Origin of the sequence: Streptomyces rishiriensis (genome assembly GCF_030815485.1) — a bacterium.
GTDB lineage: Bacteria > Actinomycetota > Actinomycetes > Streptomycetales > Streptomycetaceae > Streptomyces > Streptomyces rishiriensis_A.
This window is the reverse complement of sequence record NZ_JAUSWV010000002.1, coordinates 6,061,722-6,083,582: the sequence shown is the minus strand read 5'-3', so window position 1 is coordinate 6,083,582 and position 21,861 is coordinate 6,061,722. Positions and strand designations below refer to the sequence as shown.

Sequence of the window (21,861 nt, the reverse complement as noted above, 5' to 3'; positions counted from 1 at the left end):
AGCATGGGCGGGTGCATCCGACGACACCCGCCCAGCCGTTCGACGGCTCCCACGACCGTGAGATCGAGTCCCTCGCCGAGTTCGACGAGGTGGTCGCGGCCCACGGCACGCTCTCCCACTTCCGCGTCCAGTCCGTCGCCCTGACGGCCCGTACGGACGCCCTGCTCGCCCTGGACACCTCGGGCGCCGTCTTCCTCGGCTGCCCGATGGAGCCGGCGGCGGCCACGAAGGCCCGCGCCTCCGGCGCCCTGGTCTTCCCGCCCGTACCCGGTCTCTCCTTCGACCCGTACCGCGGTTTCGTCTACTCCCCCGACGAGCTGTTCGCGTCCCTGGACGAGGGCTACGAGGCGACCCCGGACGCCCTGACGTACGCCTGGTTCCAGCGGACGAAGGCGGACGGCGACATCTTCGGTTCGATGCTCCGCTCGATCCACGACGACGCCGTCTCCGACGCGCTCGACGAACTCCTCGTCGGGGAGCGGGTGGTGGGTGTGATGGGCGGCCACGCCATGGCCCGCGGCACGGAGGCCTACGCGGGCGCGGCCCGGCTCGGCCGCGAACTCGCCCGGGACGGGCTCATGGTGGCGACCGGTGGCGGACCGGGCGCGATGGAGGCGGCGAACCTCGGGGCGTACGCGGCCCCCTTCGGCAACGGGATGCTCACGGACGCCCTCCGGCTGCTCGCCAAGGCGCCGACGTTCACGCCCTCGATCACCGACTGGGCGGCGGCGGCCTTCGAGGTGCGGGCCAACTGGCCGGGCGGCGGACCCTCGGTCGGCATCCCCACATGGTTCTACGGCCACGAGCCGCCGAACCCGTTCGCCGCACACCTCGCCAAGTACTTCTCCAACGCCACCCGTGAGGACGGCCTGTTGGCCCGCTGCACCGCCGGGGTGGTGTTCCTGCCGGGCGCCGCCGGGACCGTACAGGAGATCTTCGACAACGCGACACCCAACTACTACGGGTCGCGGGGCGAGCCGACGCCGATGGTGCTCGTGAACCGCGCGCACTGGACCGAACGGCTGCCCGCCTGGCCGCTCTTGCGGTCACTCGCCCGTGAGCGGTCGATGGAGTCCCGTATCGCCCTCGTTGACCGGATCGAGGAGGCTCCGGAGGCGTTGAAACGTCTCGGTGGTTAATAAGCAGGCAAAGCCGACTGCGTGAAGGCATCCTCGCATTGACACTTCTTATGGAACGCTTATAGACCTGTGAGTCTGCTGGGGATGGTGACGCACTCGGCTCACCGGGGGCGCCATCTTCCCCTCCACCCCCCGCAGTTGCGCTTCCCGTAAAGGACAAACGTGTCCCTTTCCCGCCGTACCGCCGCCCGTTCGGTGCGCATGCTCGGTGTCACCGCCGCCTCCGCCGCTCTCGCGCTCAGCGCCGCCGGCACCGCGCTGGCCTGCGACATCAGCGAATTCTCGGCCTCCGCCGCCTGTGACGGCGCGAAGGGCCTGATCACCGTCACCGACAAGGACCCGACGGGTGTCCCGGCCGAGATCACCGTCTTCCTGGAGAACAACGGCGGCGACCTGAGGCAGGTCGGCACCGCCCAGACGGTCGAGGGTTCGAAGAAGGGCGTCACCGTCTCCTTCGCCGAGGACTGGGAGCCGGGCGCCATCTACCGGATCCACGTCAAGGCCGTCAAGAACGAGAAGATCCTGGTCGACAAGGACATAGCCGGGAACCTGACCACCCCGTCCAAGGCCTGCGAGGCCGTCGGCACGTCCACCCCGTCCACCACCCCGTCCTCGACTCCGTCGGACGACACGACCACCGCGCCGCCGGCCGAGACGGTCACCCCGTCCCCGTCCGCCTCGACGAGCGAGGGCACCGAGCCCGCGCCCTCCGCGAGCAACGCCCCGTCGCCCGCGGCCCAGGAGTCGAACCTGGCCGAGACCGGCGCCGGCTCCAACACCGGTTTGATCGTCGGCATCGCGGCCGTCCTGGTCGCCGTCGGCGGTGGCGCGGTGTTCTTCGGGATGCGGCGCCGCGGGTCGAGCAACCGCTGACCCGCGCGGCCGACCGGTCCGACGGACGTACGTGAGTGGCCCGCCCCTTCACCGGGGCGGGCCCTTCGTATGTCCCGCACCCTCGCCCGGCTCGCCCCCGAGCGGCGGTCAGTCCAGTACGACGGTCTCCGCCGCGTCGAAGGACACCCCCACCACGCCCCCGACCTCCGGTGCGTCCCGCAGCGTGCACGCCGCCTCCAGCCTCGGCGCGCCCTCCGGCTGGAGGTGCACGGCGACATGCGTGCCACGGAAGGTGCGGGCGGCGACCGTGCAGCGCAGTCCCTCGTCCGCGCCCACCAGACGCACACCGGCGGGCCGGACGAGGAGCGTGCGCGCTCCTTGCGCCGACCCGGCCGGCACCGGAACCTTGCCCCATGGCGTGACCGCGGCCTCCTCCGTGACGGTCGCCTCCACCACGTTGTCGAAGCCGAGGAAGCGCGCCACGAACGCGTCCGCCGGCCGCTGCCACACCTCGAGCGGCGTACCGGACTGGGCGATCCGCCCGTCCCGCATCACCACGACCCGGTCGGCGAGCGCGAACGCCTCGCCCTGGTCGTGGGTGACCGCGAGCACGGTCGTCCCCAACCTGCCGAACAGTTCGCGGAGTTCGACGACCAGGCGCTCCCGCAGCGACCGGTCGAGCTGGCCGAGCGGCTCGTCGAGCATCAGTAGCCGGGGCCGCGGCGCGAGGGCCCGGGCCAGCGCCACCCGCTGCTGTTCACCACCGGAGAGCGCGGCCACCGCACGGCCCGCGGCGCCCGGAAGCCCGACCAGGTCGAGCAGTTCCGCCACCCGTTCGCCCTGCCGGTTCCCGGGCATGCCGTGCATCCGCAGCCCGAAGGCCACGTTGCCGCCGACGTTTCGCTGCGGGAACAGCTGGTGGTCCTGGAACATCAGCCCCAGCTCCCGCTTGTGGGCGGGCACGCCCGCCTGATCGCGCCCGTCGAGCAGCACCCGCCCGGCGTCCAGCGGCTGGAGCCCGGCCACCGCCCGCAGCAGCGTCGACTTGCCGCTGCCGCTCGGCCCCAGCACACACACCACCTCGTGCTCGGCGACCGCCAGATCGACGGCGTCGAGCACGGGCCGCGGGCCGAACCGCACGGTGGCGCGCTCCAGTTCCAGCAGCATCTACAACTCCCCCGTCCGGTCGGTCCGCAGTCGCTCCAGCACCAGCAGCGCCACCACGCACACCACCATCAGAATCGTCGAAAGGGCCATCGCCTGGCCGTAGTTGAGCTCGCCCGCCCGCCCCAGCAACCGCGCCACGGCGACCGGCAGCGTCGGGTTGTCGGGCCGCGCGATGAACACCGTCGCCCCGAACTCCCCCAGCGACACGGCGAAGGCGAACCCCGCCGCGACGAGCAGCGCCCGCCACACCATCGGCAGGTCGACCTCCCGCCACACCCGCCACGGCGACGCCCCGAGCACGGCCGCCGCCTCACGCAACCGCTGGTCCACCGCCCGCAGCACCGGGAGCATGGTCCGTACGACGAAGGGGACACCGACCAGCGCCTGCGCGAGCGGCACCAGGATCCACGTACCGCGCAGGTCCAGCGGAGGCTCGTCGAGCGCGATCAGGAACCCGAAGCCGACGGTCACCGCGGAGACGCCCAGCGGCAGCATGAGCAGCGCGTCGAAGCCGCGGACCAGCCGTCCGGCGTCCCGCCGGGTGAGCGCGGCCGCGGCGAGCCCGCCGACCGTCACGGCGATCGCGGTCGCGGCGCCGGCGTACTCCAGCGAGTTGCCGATAGCGTCGATCGGCGGGACCAGGAAGACATTGCCGTCCTCGCCGGTCAGGGCGCGGTAGTAGGCGAAGCCGGGCGCGTCGAAGGAGCGCTGCGCCAGCACCGCCAGCGGCAGCACCAGGAGCACGGCGATCGTGCCGAGCACTCCCGCCAGCAGCGCCCACTGCCCGGCCCCGCGCGGCCGCCGCGCCGTCACCGAGGGGTCCACCAGCCTCAACGCGGTCTCCCGCCGCCGTACGGTCCCGGCGTGCACGGCGAGGATCGCGCCGACGGCCAGGAACTGGACGAGGGTGAGGACCGCGGCCGTGGACAGATCGAAGATCTCGGAGGTCTGCCGATAGATCTCCACCTCGAGGGTGGAGAAGGTGGGGCCGCCGAGGATCTGCACCACTCCGAAGGAGGTGAAGGTGAAGAGGAAGACCATCAGAGCGGCGGCGGCGACGGCGGGCCCGAGGGCCGGCAGGGTGACCGTGCGCCACGCCCCGACGCGGGACGCGCCGAGCATCCGCGCCGCCTCCTCCTGCCGCGGGTCGAGCTGCGACCACAGCCCGCCCACCGTGCGCACGACGACCGCGTAGTTGAAGAAGACGTGCGCGAGCAGGATCGCCCACACCGTGGTGTCCAGCCGCACGCCCCACAGGTCGTCGAGCAGTCCACCGCGCCCGACGAGTGCCAGGAACGCCGTGCCGACGACGACCGTCGGCAGCACGAACGGGACGGTGACGACCGCGCGCAGCACCTGCTTGCCCGGAAACTCCAGGCGGGCGAAGACATACGCGGCGGGCAGCGCGACCAGGAGCGTGAGCGCGGTGGAGGCCAGCGCCTGCCAGGTGGTGAACCACAGCACGTGCCGGATGTCGGACTGCGCGAGCACGTCCCACAGCCGTCCGAAGCGCCATCCGCCGTCGGCCCCGAGCCCCCGGGCGACGATCGCGGCGACCGGGTAGGCGAAGAAGACCGCGAAGAACGCGACGGGCACGGCCATGAGCCCGAGCCGTGCCGCGTTCCCCGCGCGGGCCGCGCGCCCGGTCACCTCAGTACGAGCGAGGTCCATGACTTGACCCAGTCGTCACGGTTGTCGGCGATCTTCGCCGGGTCCAGCGTCTCGGGGTCCTTCGCCTGGGGCCCGTACTGCGTGAACTCCGCCGGGACCGCGGCGCCCTTGCGCACCGGATAGACGAACATGTTGAGCGGCATGTCCTGCTGGAACTCCGCAGTGAGCAGGAAGTCCAGGAGCGCCTTGCCGCCCTCGGGGTTGGCGGCGTTGCTCAGCAGACCCGCGTACTCGACCTGGCGGAAGCAGGTACCGGTGGAGACGCCGGTCGGGGCGGTGGCCGGCTTGGGGTCGCCGTAGATCACCTCGGCGGGCGGCGACGAGGCGTACGAGACGACGAGCGGCCGGTCGGCCCCCGCCTTCTTCCCGCCCGCGGACCCGGAGAACTCCTCGTTGTAGGCCTGCTCCCAGCCGTCGACGACCTTCACGCCGTTGGCCTTCAGCTTCTTCCAGTAGTCCGTCCAGCCCGCGTCGCCGTACTTCGCGGCCGTGCCCAGCAGGAAGCCGAGGCCGGGCGAGGAGGTGCCGGCGTTCTCGGTGACCAGCAGGTTTTTGTACGCGGGCTTCACCAGGTCGTCGAAGGAGGCGGGCGGGGCCAGCTTGTGCTCGCTGAAGTACGCCTTGTCGTAGTTGACGCAGATGTCACCGGTGTCGACGGGCGTGACCCGGTGCTTGTCCCCGTCGGCCCGGTACTCGGGCAGGATCTGGTCCGCGCCCTTCGCCTCGTAGGACTGGAACAGCCCGTTGTCGAGGGCGCGCGACAGGAGCGTGTTGTCGACGCCGAAGAAGACGTCGCCCTGCGGGTTGCCCTTGGTGAGGATGGCCTTGTTGACGGCCTGACCGGCGTCGCCGTCCTTGAGGACCTTCACCTGGTAGCCGGAACTCTTCTCGAAGTCCGCGAGCACGTTCTTGGAGACGGCCCACGAGTCGTGGCTGACGAGGGTGACGGTCCTGGAGTCGGCCGCCGAACCGCCGTCGTCCGACGATCCGCAGGCGGACAGCGTGACGAGGCAGAGGCCGACGGCCGCGGCCACGAACGTCCTGGTGTGCACTGGATTCCTCCTGGGGTTGACCAGGAAGAGACGCGGCCCCGCCCGGGCACCCGCGGAAGGTTCCGCCGGTGCCCGGGCAGGGCGCAACAGCTTGAGTGATGACCGAACTTCCTACCCAGAATGACCTGGGCAAGGTTCAGAGGGTCTGCGGACTCTCCCGCACTCTCAGCGCTGTGGCGCTCCCCTGTCGGAATATGAAGATGTACTGATATGGGCGTACGGATATCCGATACGTAGTACCGGATACCTGATACCGGGGTCAGACTACCGCTCGGTGGCCGCGAGCTGACCGCACGCCCCGTCGATCTCCTGGCCACGGGTGTCCCGGACCGTGACGGGCACCCCGTGCGCGGCGATCGCCTCGACGAACGCCTTCTCGTCCTCGGGCCGCGACGCCGTCCACTTCGAACCGGGCGTCGGGTTGAGCGGGATGAGGTTGACGTGCACCGGCTTGCCGCGCAGCAGCCGCCCGAGCCGGTCACCACGCCAGGCCTGGTCGTTGATGTCGCGGATCAGCGCGTACTCGATGGAGAGCCGGCGCCCGGACCGCTCGGTGTACTCGAACCCGGCGTCCAGCACCTCGCGCACCTTCCACCGTGTGTTCACCGGGACGAGGGTGTCACGCAACTCGTCGTCCGGCGCGTGCAGGGAGATCGCCAGCCGGCACTTGAAGCCCTCGTCGGAGAACCGGTTGATGGCCGGCACCAGCCCGACCGTCGAGACGGTGATCCCCCGCTGCGAGAGCCCGAGCCCGTCCGGAGACGGGTCGGTGAGAGCGCGGATGGCCCCGACGACCCGCTTGTAGTTGGCGAGCGGCTCGCCCATCCCCATGAAGACGATGTTGGAGAGCCTGGCAGGACCGCCGGGCACCTCCCCGTCCCGCAGCGCCCGCATCCCGTCGACGATCTGGTGCACGATCTCGGCGGTGGACAGGTTGCGGTCCAGCCCCGCCTGCCCGGTCGCACAGAACGGACAGTTCATCCCGCACCCGGCCTGCGAGCTGATGCACATCGTCACCCGGTCCGGGTAGCGCATCAGCACCGACTCCACGAGCGTGCCGTCGAACAGCCGCCACAGGGTCTTACGGGTGTCCCCCTGGTCCGTCGACAGATGCCGCACGACCGACATCAGGTCCGGCAGCAGCGCCTCCCGCAGCTTCTCGCGAGCACCGGCGGGGATGTCGGTCCACTCCGCCGGGTCGTGCGCGTAACGCGCGAAGTAGTGCTGCGACAGCTGCTTGGCACGGAAGGGCTTCTCCCCGATCTCCGCCACGACCTCCTTCCGCTCGGCGGGCGAGAGGTCGGCGAGATGCCGCGGCGGCTTCTTGGCTCCGCGGGGGGCTACGAAAGTGAGTTCTCCGGGTGCAGGCATAACACGTCCAGTGTCGCAGATCATCTCCGGGCCCCCAGGCCAGAGCGGGGTGGGGGTGATCACCCGCGGGCGCTGACTGTCAGCGTTGGTCGGCTTCGCACGGCCCAGGGACGGCCCAGGGCTCAGTCAGCCCCCGACCGGCCGTGCCCAGGCAGCGGCGCCACCGCCCGTCAGTCCAGCTGCACGGGAGCGACCGGGAGCTGTTCCCTATAGGGCCATGTGAAGGTGCGGTCGGGTTCAAGGTGGGCGTCCCCCCAGTAGATGGCATGGATGCCGTTCTCGGCGTCGGCCGTGAAGAACACACAGACCAACCTGGTGGAAGATCCCAGCTCCTCGAACGCCTCATGCAGCCCCAGGTACTCCTCGGTCGCCAGGTCCTCACCGACGTCGAACAGGCCTTCCGGAGGCTGCGGTCCGTGCGCTCGGAACAGCCGGTGCCGAGTGGGCGACGCATTGGCCGGCAACCGGGCTCGGTCCAGGGGCTTCGGCCTGTCCGCGTACCGGAAGGGGAAGAGTGCGTGATCGTTGATCACCGCATACTCGTATCCGCGTACATCTCGCACGGCTTCTCCCAGCCCGCGCGCCGTCTCCGCCAGGTTCTCGCGCACCACCCCCGCAAGGGCGACACCGTACGGGCTGCGCTTCTTCAGGCCCGCAGCGAGGTGCGCGGCATGAGCCTTCCCGTGCGCCTTGGCCAGTTGCACCGGAACCGCAGCGGCCAGCACACCGGCATGCCGCCCAAACCGCTCGACGGCCCAGGCCGATGGCCCGACCGGATAGCCCCCCAACACCGGCATGCCGTGCTCCCTCCCCCAGGTCCGCGCCTCTGAACTGTGTGACACGCACACGAAGGGCGCACAAGGGGGCGATCCGGCCAGGAAGCGGCCGAACATGCTCGTTCCTCATAACAGCCACAGCTGTTCTATGCCCGCTGCGGCCTGCGGCTACGTAATGGATCACCGCTTCGACCTGATGCCAAAGTGTCGGCCGTTATTGACATTGACCAACGCTGAGCGCCCTCCGCGATCCAAGGACGGCCCAGGAGGATGGTCGGCGGTTGATTGGCGTGGCTGCGTTGACCGTTGGTGAAGTCGATCTTGGGCTGGACGACCAGCGGCGAAAAACTCGGTGCTTCGCACGCGGAAGGCCATTACGATGGATGGCGTGACAGCTGAAAGTGCCACTTATTGGCTTTCGATAAATTTCGACGAAAGCTTCAGCGACGGAGCTTCGCACTGCGGTCTGGATACGGAGGGGTTGGCGCTTAAGCATCGCGCCAACGCCTCTCTGTCGCATGCAGAATATCGACTGTTAAATCACTCCAACGCATATGATCGAATCGATGGCATTCTCGCTCTGAAGAGGGCAATGCAGACTCGCTTGGAGCATCTCGATAACATTTACGGCCTAAAGCAGTACCCGCAATACAAGACTGGTGGATGGCTCGCAGTCCTTGAGGACTGGGGAGTGATCCGACGACGCATGCTGCAGCGCATGAATCGCCTCCGCAATGCCGTCGAGCACGACGGGGCAGAACCGCCCGGAAAAGAAGAATTTGAGGACTACTGTGAAGTCGTTTGGTGGTTCCTGAGAGCAACCACCTCGCTGCTCACACCGCTCGAAGAGCTGGGCTTGATCCTTAACACTGAGGAGCATTGCTGGTTCAAGCTGGAATATAATCCAGTTCGGATCGACCTTCAGGCATTCCTATTGCCGGAGAATATTTCCGATTCGCCGATTCCTGGATGGTGCCATGTAGATTCCGTACTCAAGGCAACGCCGCCGGGTCGCGATCAGTACTTTTATAAACCCCTCCCGGCAGGCACATTCGAGCTGGAAGGGCAGATTTCGGATCCTACCCTTGCTGAAGCCTTCGTAAGAGCCAGCCTCATTGAGATTATGTGAAAACTACAACGCCTCGATGGCTGCTTCCTCCTTGACGAGTACAGCGTTTGCAGCCTCCGCGAATTCGTTAGCGCAGCTATTTATTTCATCGCGCATCTCATCGTATTCCGTTGACAGTTCGTCGATTTTTTCCTGATCATCAGCGATGATTGCGTTCTTCCATTGTTCAGCTAGCCCAAGTAGCTCGTCGATAGCGTTGCAAAAATTAATTGCTAGAGCCGTCACATCCTGTGGACCATGCAAAATAGCAAGGGCACAAGTACTGGTCAGCTCAGATATTAGCCCCCGGCACGTTTGCAGTCTTCGTTCAGCTGCTCCTGCATCCCTTTCACGAAATACAGCCGTTAACCCACTCAGGGCCGCCCCCGTCGTCACGGCCGCTCTCATGAAGTCCGTATAGACTCTCTGGCGCTCTTGCAGGTGCCATCGGGTAATGTCGGCACGCGCTTGGGTTTTCGCTTGTTCCCTGGTTCCCCAGGCGGAAATCCATCCGGCTCCCATCGCCCCCAAAGCGCCCGCCACCGCACCCAGCAGAGCCGCAACTCCAGCATCCATAGACAGATCGTGCCTCGTCAGTCGAGACGCTGTCAGCCGTTACAGCACCACGAGGTCGGCGGAGCGGCTTTGGGCTGGAGCTGCTTTGGGGCGAGTGATCATGGCCCCGTAAGCTCAAGGCGAGTCGGGCAGTCTGTGGACCTGCCCGGAATCCGTGCTCAGCGGCATCCGTCCGCCCGCCGGCCGTCTCGGCCGCCCGGGTCGTGCCGTGGCTCCCCTCGCAAGTGACTGCGGTCCGCGACGCTCTGCCCGAGCGGTACCAGGCCATGGTCTCCGTGGGCAGCGGCTGCGGTCTCCGGCAGGGCGAGATCATCGGTCTCGCCGAGGACAGCGTGCAGCTCGACGGCGACACGCTGCGGGTCACCACTCAGGTCAAGCTGATCCGCGGTGTCGCGGTCTTCGCTCCGCCCAAGGGCAACAAGGAGCGGGACGTACCGCTGCCGACCTCGGTGGCATCCGCCCTACGGCAGCACATGAAGAATCACCCGCCCGTGGGCATCAAGCTGCCGTGGGGCCGGCCGGACGGCCCGCTCACCGAGCGGCGTCTGATCTTCACGAACACGGTCGGCGGCATCGTCTGGCGAAGCAACTTCAACTTCCACGAGTGGAAGCGCGCCCTCGCCGCGGCCGGCCTCATCCCCACCCCGGAACTCGGGAAGCCGTACGCCTCCGCCCGGCACCACGGGATGCACGCCCTTCGCCACTTCTACGCCTCGGTCCTCCTGGACGCGGGCGAAAGCATCAAGGCCGTGAGCGAATACCTCGGCCATGCCGATCCGGCGATGACGCTGCGGGTGTACGCCCACCTGATGCCCAGCAGCCGTGAGCGGGCTCGCCGGGCCCTGGACGATGTCTTCGGCACGGCCCAGGAGCCCTGACGGCCCAGAGACGGCCCACCGGGCACAAGACGGCCCCCTGCTGGCGACAAAACCGCTGGTAGGGGGCTTCTTCATGCCCGTGGGAGATCAGTTCTCCGGGTGCAGGCATAACACGTCCAGTGTGGCAGATCATCTGCGGGGCCCCAGGCCAGAGCGGGGTGGGGGTGGTCACCCGTGGGCACCGACTCCCGACGTCGGTCGGCTTCGACCGGCCCGGGGCCGGCCCAGGAGGCCACAGAGGCCCGGAGGGGGTGCCACTCGGGATGGGATGATCTCCCCGGAGGATGCGCGAGTGGACATGCTCGAACTGATGGAGTGGCTGGCCGAGCGCGGAGTCACGACTGTCTTCAAGGTGGACGGTGACCGCATGGTCGAGCGACGGTCGGCATGGATGGTCATCGTCAGCGGCGGGCCGCTCGGCGAGGACTCGTTCTTCCGCGCTGACCTGGGCACGCCAGACGCATGCCTTGACTCGTTGCTCGCCCATCTGGAGAGCAAGGGCCTGTCGCCGTTCGCATGATCAGCGCCCGCGCTTCGATCACAGGGCGAACGGCTCGTAGGCCATGGCTCGATCGACGATCTTCTCGGCTGCCGGCTCTGGATCGGACTCCCAGAAGATGTAGTCGCCGATGTGCGGGCAACCGGTGCCCCGTACAAGAGCGGCGACCATGGCCTCGCACTCGGCGTCGTCCGCGTAGCCGGCGTCCATGATCCGCTGCACGAGACGGACGGCTTCCTCACGGCTCATGGGGCTCGGCTGCCGGGCCTCCGGCCGGAGACTCGAAGCTCTTCGGCTCGTCGGCCTGAAGCGCGATGCCGGCCGACTGCCCTCGGCTGGGCCGGCCGCCGTCGACGAGGTACAGGGCCTTGTCCCCCTGCGGACTCGTTCGAGACGACCTGCATCCCGTCAGCCAGGTCCGCCGGGCTCCGGCTCGGCCGGCCTCGGTGTCCCCGAAACCACGTCGCCCCTTCGGCGGCCGCGCCACCGGCTCCACGCCAGCGGGCCCCTTTCCGAAGTATGGGAAAGAGGCCCGCGTGAGCCGGTTGTGCCGCGTGGGTCAGCCGGAGCCCACGAACAGTACGAGCAGCAGCCACACCACGGGAGCCGTGGGCAGCAGCGAGTCCAGGCGGTCCATGATGCCCCCGTGACCCGGGAGCAGCGTGCCCATGTCCTTGATGCCCAGGTCCCGCTTGATCATGGACTCGCCGAGGTCACCGAGCGTGGCGCTGGCCGCGACGGCCAGGCCCAGCAGCAGGCCCTGCCACCAGGTGCCGTCGTCGATCACGAACTGCATCAGCAGCGCGCCGGCGACCATCGCGAACGACACCGCGCCGAGCAGGCCCTCGCGGGTCTTGCCCGGGCTGATGCGCGGGGCGAGCTTGGTTCTGCCGAAACGCCAGCCGACGGCGTACGCGCCCGTGTCGCTGACGACCGTCAGGACCAGGAACGTCATGACGCGGAACGCTCCGTCGTCGGCGGTGAGCATCAGGGCGACGAACGTGGCCAGGAACGGGACGTAGAAGGCCGCGAAGACGCCGGCGGTGACGTCCTTGAGGTAGCCCTCGGGCGGTTCGGTCATCCGCCAGACCAGCACCGCGAGCGCGGTGAGCGCCATGGCGACCCAGGCGCCCTCGGGCCCCCGGACGTATCCGGCGACGACCATCGCCGCACCGCCGACCGCGAGCGGCACGAGCGGCGCCTTGATGCCCTTGCGCTCCTGCAGCCTGCTGGTCAGTTCCCACAGGCCGACGACGACGGCGACCGCTATCACGCCGATGAACACGGCCTTGACGACGAACAACGACGCGATGATCACCGCACCGAGCCCGACCCCGACGCCTATGGCCGCGCCCAGGTCTCGGCCCGCACTCTTCTTCTGCGGTGCGGGCGCCGGGTGAGAGGCGTCGGGCATGGGCTCCGGATTCTGCGGCACCGCCGCGTGGGGCTGTGCCGACGGTGTGTCGTGGCCGTGGGATGCGTCGCCGTACGGCTGGTTGCCGTAGGGCGGGTCCGGGAACAAGGGGCCGCCCGGCCGAGCGGCCCCCCGGTCGTCATCCTGGTTTCCGCCGTGCGCGGGGACGTCGGGGACGATGGGCATGGGGCGAGTCTGCTGCGCCTCAGGCGCATCGTACGCGGGACCCGCCGGGGCGGCCCCCTGGACAGGCCCCTGGTCGGCGGGCCCCCAGTACCCGGCCCGCGACCCGGCGTGTGGCGGTGAGCCCCAGGAAGAGTCGTTCATCAGACCTCGAGCAGCTCCGCTTCCTTGTGCTTCAGGAGCTCGTCCACCTGGGCGACGTACTTGGCGGTGGTGTCGTCGAGCTCCTTCTCCGCACGGCGGCCCTCGTCCTCGCCGACCTCGCCGTCCTTGATCAGCTTGTCGATCGCGTCCTTGGCCTTGCGACGGACCGCGCGGATGGACACCTTGGCGTCCTCGCCCTTGCCCTTGGCGACCTTGATGTAGTCGCGGCGGCGCTCCTCGGTCAGCTCGGGGAACACCACTCGGATGATGTTGCCGTCGTTGCTCGGGTTGACGCCCAGGTCCGAGTCGCGGATCGCCTGCTCGATGTTGCGCAGCGCGGTCTTGTCGAACGGGGTCACGACCGCCATGCGCGGCTCCGGCACGGAGAACGAAGCCAGCTGGTTGATCGGCGTCGGTGCGCCGTAGTAGTCGGCAACGATCTTGTTGAACATCGCCGGGTGCGCACGGCCGGTGCGGATCGCGGCGAAGTCCTCCTTGGCGACCACGACGGCCTTCTCCATCTTCTCCTCGGCCTCGAGGAGGGTCTCTTCGATCACCACTTGCTCCTGCGTGTCTTGAGTAGGCCCGGCTCCGATTCCTTGCGGAGGCGGCGGCCGGCTGCGTCGCGTCTTCTTCCTGCACGGTTCCCGACCGGCAGGACATTGTCCATCCCCAGGCCGGGCTCCGTCCCCCGGTCAGGTGTTGTCGTACGAGACCGGGGTTCCACCGGTCAGGCCCGGCTGCCTTGCTCACCCACAAGCGTGCCGATCTTCTCACCCTTGACTGCGCGAGCGATATTGCCCTCGGTCAGAAGCTCGAAGACGAGAATCGGGAGCTTGTTGTCGCGGCACAGCGTGATCGCGGTCATGTCGGCGACCTTCAGGTCGCGGGTGATGACCTCGCCGTAGCCGAGGGCGTCGAACTTGACGGCCGCGGGGTTGGTCTTCGGGTCGGAGTCGTAGACGCCGTCCACGCCGTTCTTGCCCATCAGCAGCGCCTCGGCGTCGATCTCCAGGGCGCGCTGGGCGGCGGTGGTGTCGGTGGAGAAGTACGGCATGCCCATACCGGCGCCGAAGATGACCACGCGGCCCTTCTCCAGGTGCCGCACGGCACGCAACGGGATGTACGGCTCGGCGACCTGGCCCATGGTGATGGCGGTCTGCACGCGGCTGTCGATGCCCTCCTTCTCCAGGAAGTCCTGGAGGGCGAGGCAGTTCATGACGGTGCCGAGCATGCCCATGTAGTCGGAGCGGGCACGGTCCATGCCGCGCTGCTGGAGTTCGGCGCCGCGGAAGAAGTTGCCGCCGCCGATCACGACCGCGATCTCGGCGCCGTCGCGGACGACGGCGGCGATCTCACGGGCGATCTTGTGCACCACGTCGGGGTCCACGCCCAGGCCCCCGCCACCGGAGAACGCCTCTCCGGACAGCTTCAGCATGTACCGGCCGCGTACTTTGCCGTCGTCGCTTTTCTGGGCCTTGGTGGTCATGGGAGATCCCGCCTCTTTCACGTGGTGCACATGCGAAGAAGGCCATTGCCGGTGGGGTGTTCGCAACCCGTGCGCGGCAATGGCCTCCTCGTCAGATCTGCTGTCGTCCGTCACGCACGCGCGTGACGGCGTACCGGACGACTGCCTCCGACCCTATCGGGCCGGCGCGTCGATCGCGGCACGGACTCAGATGCCGACCTTGATGCGCGTGAAGCGCTTCAGGGTGACACCGGCCTCGTCCAGGATCTTCTGGACGGACTTCTTGTTGTCCAGCGCGTACGGCTGGCCGAGCAGCGTGGCGTCCTTGAAGAAGCCGTTGAGGCGACCCTCGACGATCTTCGGCAGGGCGGCCTCGGGCTTGCCCTCGGCGCGGGTGGTCTCCTCGGCGACGCGGCGCTCGGACTCGACGACCTCGGCCGGCACGTCCTCCTTGGAGAGGTACTTCGGCGCGAAGGCGGCGATGTGCTGGGCGATGCCCTTGGCGACCTCGGCGTTCGGCTTGTCCAGCTCGACGAGGACACCGATCTGCGGGGGCAGGTCGGGCATCGTGCGGTGCATGTACGCGGTCACGAAGCCGCCGGCGAACTGCGCGAAGCGGTCCAGCACGATCTTCTCGCCGAGGTTGGCGTTGGCCTCGTCCACGAACGCCTGGACGGTCTTGCCGGCCTCGATCTCGGACGCGAGCAGCGCCTCGAGGTCGGCCGGGGAGGTCTTGGCGACGTGCTCGGCGATCGCGTTGGCGACGGCCTGGAACTTGTCGCCCTTGGCGACGAAGTCCGTCTCGCACTTCAGCTCGACGAGGACGCCGGAGGAGTTGTCGTCGGCGATGATCGAGACCACGGCGCCGTTCTCGGCGGAGCGGCCCTCACGCTTGGCGACGCCCTTCTGGCCCTTGATCCGGAGCGCCTCGACGGCCTTGTCGACGCTGCCCTCGGCCTCGTCCAGCGCCTTCTTGCAGTCCATCATGCCGGCGCCGGTGAGCTCACGGAGCTTCTTGACGTCAGCGGCGGTGTAGTTCGCCATGATCTGTGAATCTCTCTCGGAGTTCGAAGTCTCGAAGATCTACGAAGATCTGGGGGCTGTGGGTGAACGGCGGGCGGTGCGCTGGGCACCTCCCGCCGTCAACTTCATCCCTGGGACCGTACGGACGACCTGGCGTCCGTACGGCCTACGGCCTGACTCAGGCCTGCTCGCCCTCGGCGGCCGGAGCGGCCTCGGCGGCGGGAGCCTCAGCAGCGGGGGCCTCAGCAGCGGCGGCGGGAGCCTCAGCCTCGGCGGCGGGAGCCTCGGCCTCGGCGGCCGGGGCCTCAGCCTCGGCAGCGGCCTCGGCCGGCTTCTCGGCAGCCTCTTCGCCGTCGGCCTTCTTCTCGCCCTCGAGCAGGTCGCGCTCCCACGCGGCCAGCGGCTCGCCGGCGGCCTTGTCGCCCTTGTCGCCGGTGGCGACGCCGGAACGGGAGATGAGGCCCTCGGCGACGGCGTCGGCGATCACGCGGGTGAGCAGGGTGACGGAGCGGATCGCGTCGTCGTTGCCCGGGATCTTGTAGTCGACCTCGTCGGGGTCGCAGTTGGTGTCGAGGATGGCGACGACCGGGATGTTGAGCTTCCGGGCCTCACCGACCGCGATGTGCTCCTTCTTGGTGTCCACGATCCAGACGGCGCTGGGCACCTTGGACATCTCGCGGATACCACCGAGGGTCTTCTCGAGCTTGGCCTTCTCGCGCGAGAGGACCAGGAGCTCCTTCTTCGTCAGACCCGAGGCGGCGACGTCCTCGAAGTCGATGAGCTCGAGCTCCTTGAGGCGCTGAAGGCGCTTGTAGACGGTCGAGAAGTTGGTGAGCATGCCGCCCAGCCAGCGCTGGTTGACGTAGGGCATGCCGACGCGGGTGGCCTGCTCGGCGATGGCCTCCTGCGCCTGCTTCTTCGTGCCGACGAACATGACCGTGCCGCCGTGGGCGACGGTCTCCTTGACGAACTCGTAGGCGCGGTCGATGTACGACAGCGACTGGAGCAGGTCGATGATGTAGATGCCGTTGCGCTCGGTGAAGATGAAGCGCTTCATCTTCGGGTTCCAGCGACGGGTCTGGTGACCGAAGTGGACGCCGCTTTCCAGCAGCTCCCGCATCGTGACGACGGCCATGGCCGTTCTCCTTGGGTTTCTCGGTTGTGCCGCGGGAACCGGACGGCTCCCGCGCCTGACGCCCGCTGTGCGCCGAGCCACGAAGGACCGAGGGGCGCAGATACCGGAGAACCGACCGTGGCCGGCCCCTGATACCGGGGCGTGCGAAGTCGACCCGGTGACCCGGATCGCCAGAAGAAGTGTACGGGACCGGCGGGGCACCGGGTGACGCCGCTGTCCACAACCGTCGGGTGGTCCACAGGTCCCGACCCCGGTCTCGGGCAGGCGGCACGGTGTCGCCATGTACGCACAGCGATTCACGGCCCTGCTGCCGGTCCTGCCGGTCCTGTCGATCATGACGGTGGTGACGGTGGCGTGGGCGGACCCCCAGGTCGCGCCGGGAGCCCGGGCCTTTCCCGAGCCGCCCGTCCCGGCGGTCGGCCGGGTCTGGCCGGTGGGAACCCGTCCGGCGGTGGTACGCGGCTGGGAACCCCCGGCGGGCCCGTACGCGCGCGGCCACCGAGGCGTCGACCTCGCGGCACCGCCGGACACTCCGGTACGGGCGGTGGCGGCCGGACGGGTGTCCTTCGCGGGCCTGGTGGCGGGCCGGGGCGTCGTGTCGGTGGAGCTGTCGGCGACCGGCCTGCCGCCCCTGCGGACCACCTACGAGCCGGTACGGGCGTCGCTGCGCAAGGGCGACGAGGTGGCGCCGGGCCAGGTGGTCGGCACGCTGGAGCCGACGGGCTCGCACTGCGCACGCACGTGTCTGCACTGGGGGCTGCTGAGGGGCCGTACCTATCTGGACCCACTGTCGCTGCTGCCCCCGTGGCTGCGGCGGAGCGGCCCGTCACGGCTGCTGCCGGTGCTCGGCGTACCGCTGCCGTGACTCAGCCGCGGACGCCCCGCAGCACCATGCCCACCGCGGCGTCCGTGATCGCCGAGGGATCCTCCGCGGCTCCCAGCTCGATGCGCCGCACCGCCGCGTCCACCACTCCCTGCAGCAGCATCGCCGCCAGCCGGGGCTCCGCGTGCCCCAGCTCCGCCAGCGCCGCTCCGATCATGGCCACGAGCCCGCCGTGCGCCGCCCGGATCTTCTCCCGGGCCCCCGCGTCCAGCTCGCTCGCCGAGATGGCCACGACGGCCCGGTGCCGCCGGTCCCCCACCAGGGCGAGCTGCCGGCGCACATACGCCTCGACCTTGGCCTCGGCCCCCTCGGCGGCGGCCATGCCCGCCTCGACCTCCGCCGCCCACAAGGGGAAGTCGACCTCGCACAGCTCCTCGACCACGGCGGCCCGGGACCGGAAGTACTCGTACACGGAAGAGCGCGCGAGGCCCGTGCGCTCGGCGAGGGCAGGGAAGGTCAGCGCCTCCGTCCCGCCCTCGGACAACAGGGAACGTGCCGCGTCCAGCAGGGCGGCACGCTGCATCGACCGGTGCTCGGCCACGGAGGCCGCTCGAATCCTTGGCACGTCGACCACTCTACGGAGGCCGGGTCCCCGGCGGGAGTGATCCCGGTCGCGCTTCGGTCGGCGGGCCGGGCCGGTCCGCGCGGTTCAGCGGCCGAAGCTCGCCAGTTTCGCGCGCAGCTGGAGGACGGACTTGGTGTGGATCTGGCTGACCCTGCTCTCGGTCACTCCCAGCACGTTCCCGATCTCGGCGAGCGTCAGACCCTCGTAGTAGTAGAGCGTGACGACCGTCTTCTCCCGGTCGGGCAGGGTGTTGATCGCGCGGGCGAGGAACCGCCTGAGCTCCCGGTCCTCGGCCACCTCCACGGGGTTGTCCGCGGCGGTGTCCTCCAGTGTGTCCATGAAGCTGAGGCCGTCCCCGTCCTCACCCCCGACGTGCAGCAGCTCCTCCAGCGCCACCACGTTGGCCAGCGACAACTGACTGAACACGGCGTGCAGTTCGTCCACCGCGATGCCGAGTTCGGCGGCCACCTCGCACTCCGACGGAGTCCGCCGCAGCCTCGCCTCCAGGGTCGCGTAGGCCCGCTCGACGTTGCGCGCCTTCTGCCGCACCGACCGCGGGATCCAGTCCAGCGCCCGGAGCTCGTCGATCATCGCGCCCCGGATCCGGGTGATCGCGTAGGTCTCGAACTTGATCTCCCGTCCGATGTCGAACTTCTCGATCGCGTCGATCAGCCCGAAGACCCCGGAGGAGACGAAGTCGGCCTGCTCGACATTGGGCGGCAGACCGACGCTCACCCGGCCCGCCACGTACTTCACCAGCGGTGAGTAGTGCAGGATCAGCTGCTCCCGCAGCCGTTCGTCCCCCGTCGCCTTGTACGACCGCCACAGCTCGTCGAGTGTCGAGGGAGCGGGCGGCCGCACGCTGCCACCGTCACGGGCGGCTGGGGTGATCGCCGCCCGGTCGGACCCGGAGGTGTGCTGGGGCATTCGTCGCCTTGTGCCGTTCTGCCGTGAAGTGCGTGAGGTGGGTACCGCGTGGTGCAGAGGTGCCGGTCTGTGCCGGAATCCTCGTGAGCGTAGCGTGACTGAAGTGTCGCGGTGCGCGAAGGGCGTGCCCGAACCGGTACGCAGATACGTTCCGCTGGGCGCACTCCAGGGTCACGCCGGTCACGGCGGTCGGCCCCGGCGGTGGGTCAACTGCCGGTATCCCCAAGGCTTTCGGCGTTCCCCCGGACGGCCGAACCCTCCCGGTCAACACGGACGTCCACCCGCTCGAACGGAGACCACCGCCTGGCGTGTCAACTTCCAGCCGTCGCCGTGTCGTTCGACGTAGCCGAGCGCCATGAGTTCGTACAGTCTCGCGATCGCGTCGTCCGGTGTGGTCCGCGCCTCCCGGGCGATCTCGTCGACCGCCGCGGGTCTGCGGGCGGGCAGCGCGGCCAGGACCCGCCGGGCAGCCGGCTCCAGCAGATCGCGCGGCAGCGCGGGGCCGCGCCGGTCGGGGGCCAGCTCACCCATGTCACCGACCAGTTCGACGACCTCCGCGGCATCGGTGACCAGGACGGCCTCGCCCCGCAGCAGTTCGTGCACACCGGCGGAGAGACCGCTCGTGGCCGGACCCGGCACCCCCATCGTGTGCCGACCCAGCCGCTGGGCCGCCCGGGCGGTGACCAGCGAGCCGCTGCGGTAGGCGGCCTCGACGACGACCGTGCCCCGGGTGAGCGCGGCGATCACCCGGTTGCGCAGGATGAACCTGCTCGGGGTCGGATGGTCGCCGGGCGGCAACTCGCCGATCACCAGCCCCTGTTCGGCGATCCGGTTGATCAGTGCCGTGTGACCGCGCGGGTAGGGCTGATCGACCCCGCAGGCGAGGACGGCGACCGTGGCGCCGCCCGCGCCGAGCGCGCCCCGGTGGGCGGCTCCGTCCACCCCGTAGGCCCCGCCCGACACCACCACCCAGCCCTGTTCGGCGAGGTCGGCGGAGAGGGTGGCCGCCATGTGGGCGCCGTACTCGGTGCAGGCGCGGGCACCGACGACGGCGACCGACCGCAGCGCCCACATCCGCAGACTGGGCCGCCCGCGCACCCAGAGGCCGATTGGCCGGGCGTCCCCGAGCTCGTCCAGCGTCCCCGGCCACTCGGCGTCTCCCGGGCACACGAACCGCACCCCCGCCTCCTGCGCGAGGGCCAGATCGCGCTCCGGCTCGGCCTGCCCGGCCCGCGCCCGCAGGCCGGCCCAGCGGCGGGCGGTCACCCCCGGCAACGGCTCCCCGTCGTCCCGCAGCCGACGCACCACCTCCGGCACTCCCCGCTCGCGCACCCACTGCCCGCCCACCTCGTCGCCGGGCTCGAGGACCCGCCCGAGGAAGACCCGGGCGAGCCGGTCCCCGGCCGGGTCGCCGTCGCTGTTCACGTCAGGGCCCCGAGGGCCATCGGCACACCGCGCGGCACTCCTGTGCGCAGTTGGAGGGCCAGGTTCACGTCCATCGCGCCGGGCCGGTCGTGGCCGACCAGGTCGGCGACGGTCCAGGCGACACGCAGGACCCGGTCGAGCCCCCGGGCGGTCAGCACCCCCCGCTCCAGGCTGCGCTCCGCCTCGTCCATGGCGCCGGTCGCGGCATGCCAGCGGTTGCGCAGCTCCCGCCCCGGCACCTCGCTGTTGGTCCGCCACGGGGTGCCCGCCAGCCGGGCCGCCGCGCGTTCCCGGGCGGCCTTGACCCGGTCGGCGACGACCGCCGTGGACTCCCCGCCGGGACCGCGGTGCGCGAGCTGGGCGCGGCTGACCGGATCGACCTCGACCCGCAGGTCGACCCGGTCGAGCAGCGGTCCGGAGAGCCGCGCCTGATAGCGGCGGATCGCGGAGGGCGGGCACTCGCACAGGGTGTCCCGCTGCGAGAACCGCCCGCACGGGCAGGGGTTCGCCGCGAGGACCATCAGGAACCGTGCCGGGAACCGCACGACGCCCGCACTGCGCGCGATCACCACGTGGCCCGACTCCAGCGGCTGCCGCAGGGCGTCGAGGGCGTGGCTGCCGAACTCGGGGGTCTCGTCGAGGAAGAGCACCCCCCGATGGGCCAGCGAGACGGCGCCGGGGCGGGCGAACCCGGCCCCGCCCCCGACCAGCGACTGCATGGTGGCCGAGTGGTGCGGGGCGCAGTAGGGGGCCACGTCGATGAGGGGCTTGCCCGGCGGCAGCAGCCCGGCCACCGAGTGGACCGCGGTGACCTCCAGCGACTCCTGCCGGCCCAGCCTGGGCAGTACGGCGGGCAGGCGCTCCGCGAGCATGGTCTTGCCGGTACCGGGCGGTCCTTCCAGGAAGAGATGATGTCCGCCGGCCGCGGCAACCTCCACCGCGGTGCGCGCGGAGCTCTGTCCGATCACGTCCGCGAGGTCGTGCTCCTGGTCGTGGTGGGCGGCGCCCGTGCTGTGCATCCCGGTGGCCGCTCCCGCGCCGGGCATCCGCAGTCCGGCCAGCAGCGGATCCGGGCGGCCCGCCTCGTCCGGCTCCTCGTCGGGGACCGGCTCGTCGGCGAGGACGGCGATCAGCTGCCGCAGGCTGCGCACCCCGAGCACGGACACGCCGGGGACCAGTGCCGCCTCGGCGGCGGCGCACTCGGGCACGACCACCTGCTCGTACCCGGCGTCGGCCGCAGCCAGCACGGCGGGCAGGATGCCCCGGACCGGGCGCACCCGTCCGTCCAGGCCCAGCTCCCCGATCATGACGATGTCGGCGAGCACCCGCGGGTCGATCCGTTCGGCGGCGCCGAGCACCGCGCTGGCGATGGCGAGGTCGAAGCCGCTGCCGCCCTTGGGCACCGATGCCGGGCTGAGCCCGACGGTCAGCTTCCGCTGGGGCCATTCGCCGCCCGAGTTCACCACCGCCGCCCGGACCCGGTCCCGGCTCTCGGTCAGGCTCTTGTCGGGCAGCCCCACGAGCGTGAACGCCGCCACTCCCGGTTCGAGGTCGGCCTGCACCTCGACGACGACTCCTTCGACGCCCACCAGCGCCACCGAGCACGTACGCGCGAAGCCCATC

Annotated in this window: 22 protein-coding genes; 6 read left to right on the top strand and 16 right to left on the bottom strand. The window is 69.9% G+C overall.

The window, feature by feature from the left end; translation table 11 throughout:
- Window positions 1-11: 11 nt before the first annotated feature.
- A complete protein-coding gene (locus QF030_RS29710) occupies window positions 12-1,139 on the top strand; it encodes an LOG family protein (RefSeq protein ID WP_307165641.1) in 1,128 nt (375 codons plus the stop codon).
- A 162-nt stretch (window positions 1,140-1,301) separates the two neighbouring features.
- Complete coding sequence (locus QF030_RS29705; RefSeq protein WP_307165640.1) at window positions 1,302-2,012, top strand: LAETG motif-containing sortase-dependent surface protein; 711 nt, start codon at window positions 1,302-1,304, stop codon at window positions 2,010-2,012.
- Window positions 2,013-2,120: 108 nt separating this feature from the next.
- Here QF030_RS29705 and QF030_RS29700 read toward each other — a convergent pair whose 3' ends face one another.
- The 5 genes from QF030_RS29700 to QF030_RS29680 form a co-directional block, all read right to left on the bottom strand.
- Window positions 2,121-3,140, bottom strand: coding sequence for an ABC transporter ATP-binding protein (locus QF030_RS29700; RefSeq protein ID WP_307165639.1), 1,020 nt, complete (start codon window positions 3,138-3,140; stop codon window positions 2,121-2,123).
- Window positions 3,141-4,811 (bottom strand): ABC transporter permease, encoded by a 1,671-nt coding sequence (locus QF030_RS29695; RefSeq protein ID WP_307165638.1) that lies wholly within the window; start codon window positions 4,809-4,811, stop codon window positions 3,141-3,143. It lies immediately after the preceding gene.
- A complete protein-coding gene (locus QF030_RS29690; RefSeq protein ID WP_307165637.1) occupies window positions 4,787-5,863 on the bottom strand; it encodes a thiamine ABC transporter substrate-binding protein in 1,077 nt (358 codons plus the stop codon). Before QF030_RS29690 ends, QF030_RS29695 begins: the two co-directional genes overlap by 25 nt.
- Window positions 5,864-6,127: 264 nt before the next feature.
- On the bottom strand, window positions 6,128-7,234 hold the full coding sequence (rlmN, locus tag QF030_RS29685) for a 23S rRNA (adenine(2503)-C(2))-methyltransferase RlmN (RefSeq protein ID WP_307165636.1): 1,107 nt from the start codon (window positions 7,232-7,234) through the stop codon (window positions 6,128-6,130).
- Between the two features lie 170 nt (window positions 7,235-7,404).
- Entirely contained in the window at window positions 7,405-8,031 is a 627-nt protein-coding gene (locus QF030_RS29680; protein WP_307165635.1) for a hypothetical protein, read from the bottom strand.
- A 367-nt stretch (window positions 8,032-8,398) separates the two neighbouring features.
- Between QF030_RS29680 and QF030_RS29675 the strand changes: the two genes are divergently transcribed.
- Window positions 8,399-9,139: a hypothetical protein gene (locus QF030_RS29675; RefSeq protein ID WP_307165634.1), complete on the top strand. Its 741-nt coding sequence runs from the start codon at window positions 8,399-8,401 to the stop codon at window positions 9,137-9,139.
- Window positions 9,140-9,142: 3 nt separating this feature from the next.
- On the opposite strand, the gene QF030_RS29670 is transcribed toward QF030_RS29675, so the two are convergent.
- Complete coding sequence (locus tag QF030_RS29670) at window positions 9,143-9,694, bottom strand: hypothetical protein (protein ID WP_307165633.1); 552 nt, start codon at window positions 9,692-9,694, stop codon at window positions 9,143-9,145.
- 224 nt (window positions 9,695-9,918) lie between these two features.
- Here QF030_RS29670 and QF030_RS29665 point away from each other — a divergent pair, with 224 nt between their 5' ends.
- Window positions 9,919-10,572, top strand: a complete 654-nt coding sequence (locus QF030_RS29665; RefSeq protein WP_307165632.1) for a tyrosine-type recombinase/integrase — start codon at window positions 9,919-9,921, stop codon at window positions 10,570-10,572.
- Between the two features lie 298 nt (window positions 10,573-10,870).
- Window positions 10,871-11,092, top strand: coding sequence for a hypothetical protein (locus tag QF030_RS29660; protein ID WP_307167735.1), 222 nt, complete (start codon window positions 10,871-10,873; stop codon window positions 11,090-11,092).
- Between the two features lie 18 nt (window positions 11,093-11,110).
- Here the strand turns inward: QF030_RS29660 and QF030_RS29655 are convergent, their stop codons facing one another.
- From QF030_RS29655 to rpsB, 6 genes are all read right to left on the bottom strand, one after another.
- Window positions 11,111-11,320, bottom strand: coding sequence for an e9imm peptide (locus QF030_RS29655; RefSeq protein ID WP_307165631.1), 210 nt, complete (start codon window positions 11,318-11,320; stop codon window positions 11,111-11,113).
- Window positions 11,321-11,630: 310 nt separating this feature from the next.
- Window positions 11,631-12,812 (bottom strand): phosphatidate cytidylyltransferase, encoded by a 1,182-nt coding sequence (locus QF030_RS29650; RefSeq protein ID WP_307165630.1) that lies wholly within the window; start codon window positions 12,810-12,812, stop codon window positions 11,631-11,633.
- Entirely contained in the window at window positions 12,812-13,369 is a 558-nt protein-coding gene (gene frr / locus QF030_RS29645; protein ID WP_020128692.1) for a ribosome recycling factor, read from the bottom strand. Before frr ends, QF030_RS29650 begins: the two co-directional genes overlap by 1 nt.
- A gap of 173 nt (window positions 13,370-13,542) precedes the next feature.
- On the bottom strand, window positions 13,543-14,301 hold the full coding sequence (gene pyrH / locus QF030_RS29640) for a UMP kinase (protein ID WP_307165629.1): 759 nt from the start codon (window positions 14,299-14,301) through the stop codon (window positions 13,543-13,545).
- 186 nt (window positions 14,302-14,487) lie between these two features.
- Window positions 14,488-15,324, bottom strand: a complete 837-nt coding sequence (tsf, locus tag QF030_RS29635; RefSeq protein WP_307165628.1) for a translation elongation factor Ts — start codon at window positions 15,322-15,324, stop codon at window positions 14,488-14,490.
- Between the two features lie 157 nt (window positions 15,325-15,481).
- Complete coding sequence (gene rpsB / locus QF030_RS29630; protein WP_307165627.1) at window positions 15,482-16,438, bottom strand: 30S ribosomal protein S2; 957 nt, start codon at window positions 16,436-16,438, stop codon at window positions 15,482-15,484.
- Between the two features lie 280 nt (window positions 16,439-16,718).
- Between rpsB and QF030_RS29625 the strand changes: the two genes are divergently transcribed.
- Entirely contained in the window at window positions 16,719-17,303 is a 585-nt protein-coding gene (locus tag QF030_RS29625; RefSeq protein WP_307165626.1) for a M23 family metallopeptidase, read from the top strand.
- Window position 17,304: 1 nt separating this feature from the next.
- Here the strand turns inward: QF030_RS29625 and QF030_RS29620 are convergent, their stop codons facing one another.
- The 4 genes from QF030_RS29620 to QF030_RS29605 all read right to left on the bottom strand — a co-directional run bounded on the left by QF030_RS29620 (window position 17,305) and on the right by QF030_RS29605 (window position 21,860).
- Entirely contained in the window at window positions 17,305-17,862 is a 558-nt protein-coding gene (locus tag QF030_RS29620; protein WP_307167734.1) for a TetR/AcrR family transcriptional regulator, read from the bottom strand.
- A gap of 108 nt (window positions 17,863-17,970) precedes the next feature.
- The gene (gene whiG, locus QF030_RS29615; RefSeq protein WP_307165625.1) at window positions 17,971-18,813 is read right to left on the bottom strand and encodes an RNA polymerase sigma factor WhiG; all 843 of its coding nucleotides are present in this window, start codon (window positions 18,811-18,813) and stop codon (window positions 17,971-17,973) included.
- Between the two features lie 264 nt (window positions 18,814-19,077).
- Entirely contained in the window at window positions 19,078-20,238 is a 1,161-nt protein-coding gene (gene dprA, locus QF030_RS29610; protein WP_307165624.1) for a DNA-processing protein DprA, read from the bottom strand.
- Complete coding sequence (locus QF030_RS29605; RefSeq protein WP_307165623.1) at window positions 20,235-21,860, bottom strand: YifB family Mg chelatase-like AAA ATPase; 1,626 nt, start codon at window positions 21,858-21,860, stop codon at window positions 20,235-20,237. The genes dprA and QF030_RS29605 overlap by 4 nt, the downstream gene beginning before the upstream one ends.
- Window position 21,861: the final 1 nt, after the last annotated feature.

What these genes read in the sequence shown, in the direction of transcription:
- QF030_RS29605 (WP_307165623.1), bottom strand. Translation starts at nt 21,860, where the DNA reads ATGGGCTTCGCGCGTACGTGCTCGGTGGCGCTGGTGGGCGTCGAAGGA.
- QF030_RS29680 (WP_307165635.1), bottom strand. Translation starts at nt 8,031, where the DNA reads ATGCCGGTGTTGGGGGGCTATCCGGTCGGGCCATCGGCCTGGGCCGTC.
- QF030_RS29695 (WP_307165638.1), bottom strand. Translation starts at nt 4,811, where the DNA reads ATGGACCTCGCTCGTACTGAGGTGACCGGGCGCGCGGCCCGCGCGGGG.
- QF030_RS29660 (WP_307167735.1), top strand. Translation starts at nt 10,871, where the DNA reads ATGCTCGAACTGATGGAGTGGCTGGCCGAGCGCGGAGTCACGACTGTC.
- QF030_RS29655 (WP_307165631.1), bottom strand. Translation starts at nt 11,320, where the DNA reads ATGAGCCGTGAGGAAGCCGTCCGTCTCGTGCAGCGGATCATGGACGCC.
- rpsB (WP_307165627.1), bottom strand. Translation starts at nt 16,438, where the DNA reads ATGGCCGTCGTCACGATGCGGGAGCTGCTGGAAAGCGGCGTCCACTTC.
- QF030_RS29700 (WP_307165639.1), bottom strand. Translation starts at nt 3,140, where the DNA reads ATGCTGCTGGAACTGGAGCGCGCCACCGTGCGGTTCGGCCCGCGGCCC.
- QF030_RS29670 (WP_307165633.1), bottom strand. Translation starts at nt 9,694, where the DNA reads ATGGATGCTGGAGTTGCGGCTCTGCTGGGTGCGGTGGCGGGCGCTTTG.
- whiG (WP_307165625.1), bottom strand. Translation starts at nt 18,813, where the DNA reads ATGCCCCAGCACACCTCCGGGTCCGACCGGGCGGCGATCACCCCAGCC.
- rlmN (WP_307165636.1), bottom strand. Translation starts at nt 7,234, where the DNA reads ATGCCTGCACCCGGAGAACTCACTTTCGTAGCCCCCCGCGGAGCCAAG.
- QF030_RS29650 (WP_307165630.1), bottom strand. Translation starts at nt 12,812, where the DNA reads ATGAACGACTCTTCCTGGGGCTCACCGCCACACGCCGGGTCGCGGGCC.
- pyrH (WP_307165629.1), bottom strand. Translation starts at nt 14,301, where the DNA reads ATGACCACCAAGGCCCAGAAAAGCGACGACGGCAAAGTACGCGGCCGG.
- QF030_RS29625 (WP_307165626.1), top strand. Translation starts at nt 16,719, where the DNA reads ATGTACGCACAGCGATTCACGGCCCTGCTGCCGGTCCTGCCGGTCCTG.
- tsf (WP_307165628.1), bottom strand. Translation starts at nt 15,324, where the DNA reads ATGGCGAACTACACCGCCGCTGACGTCAAGAAGCTCCGTGAGCTCACC.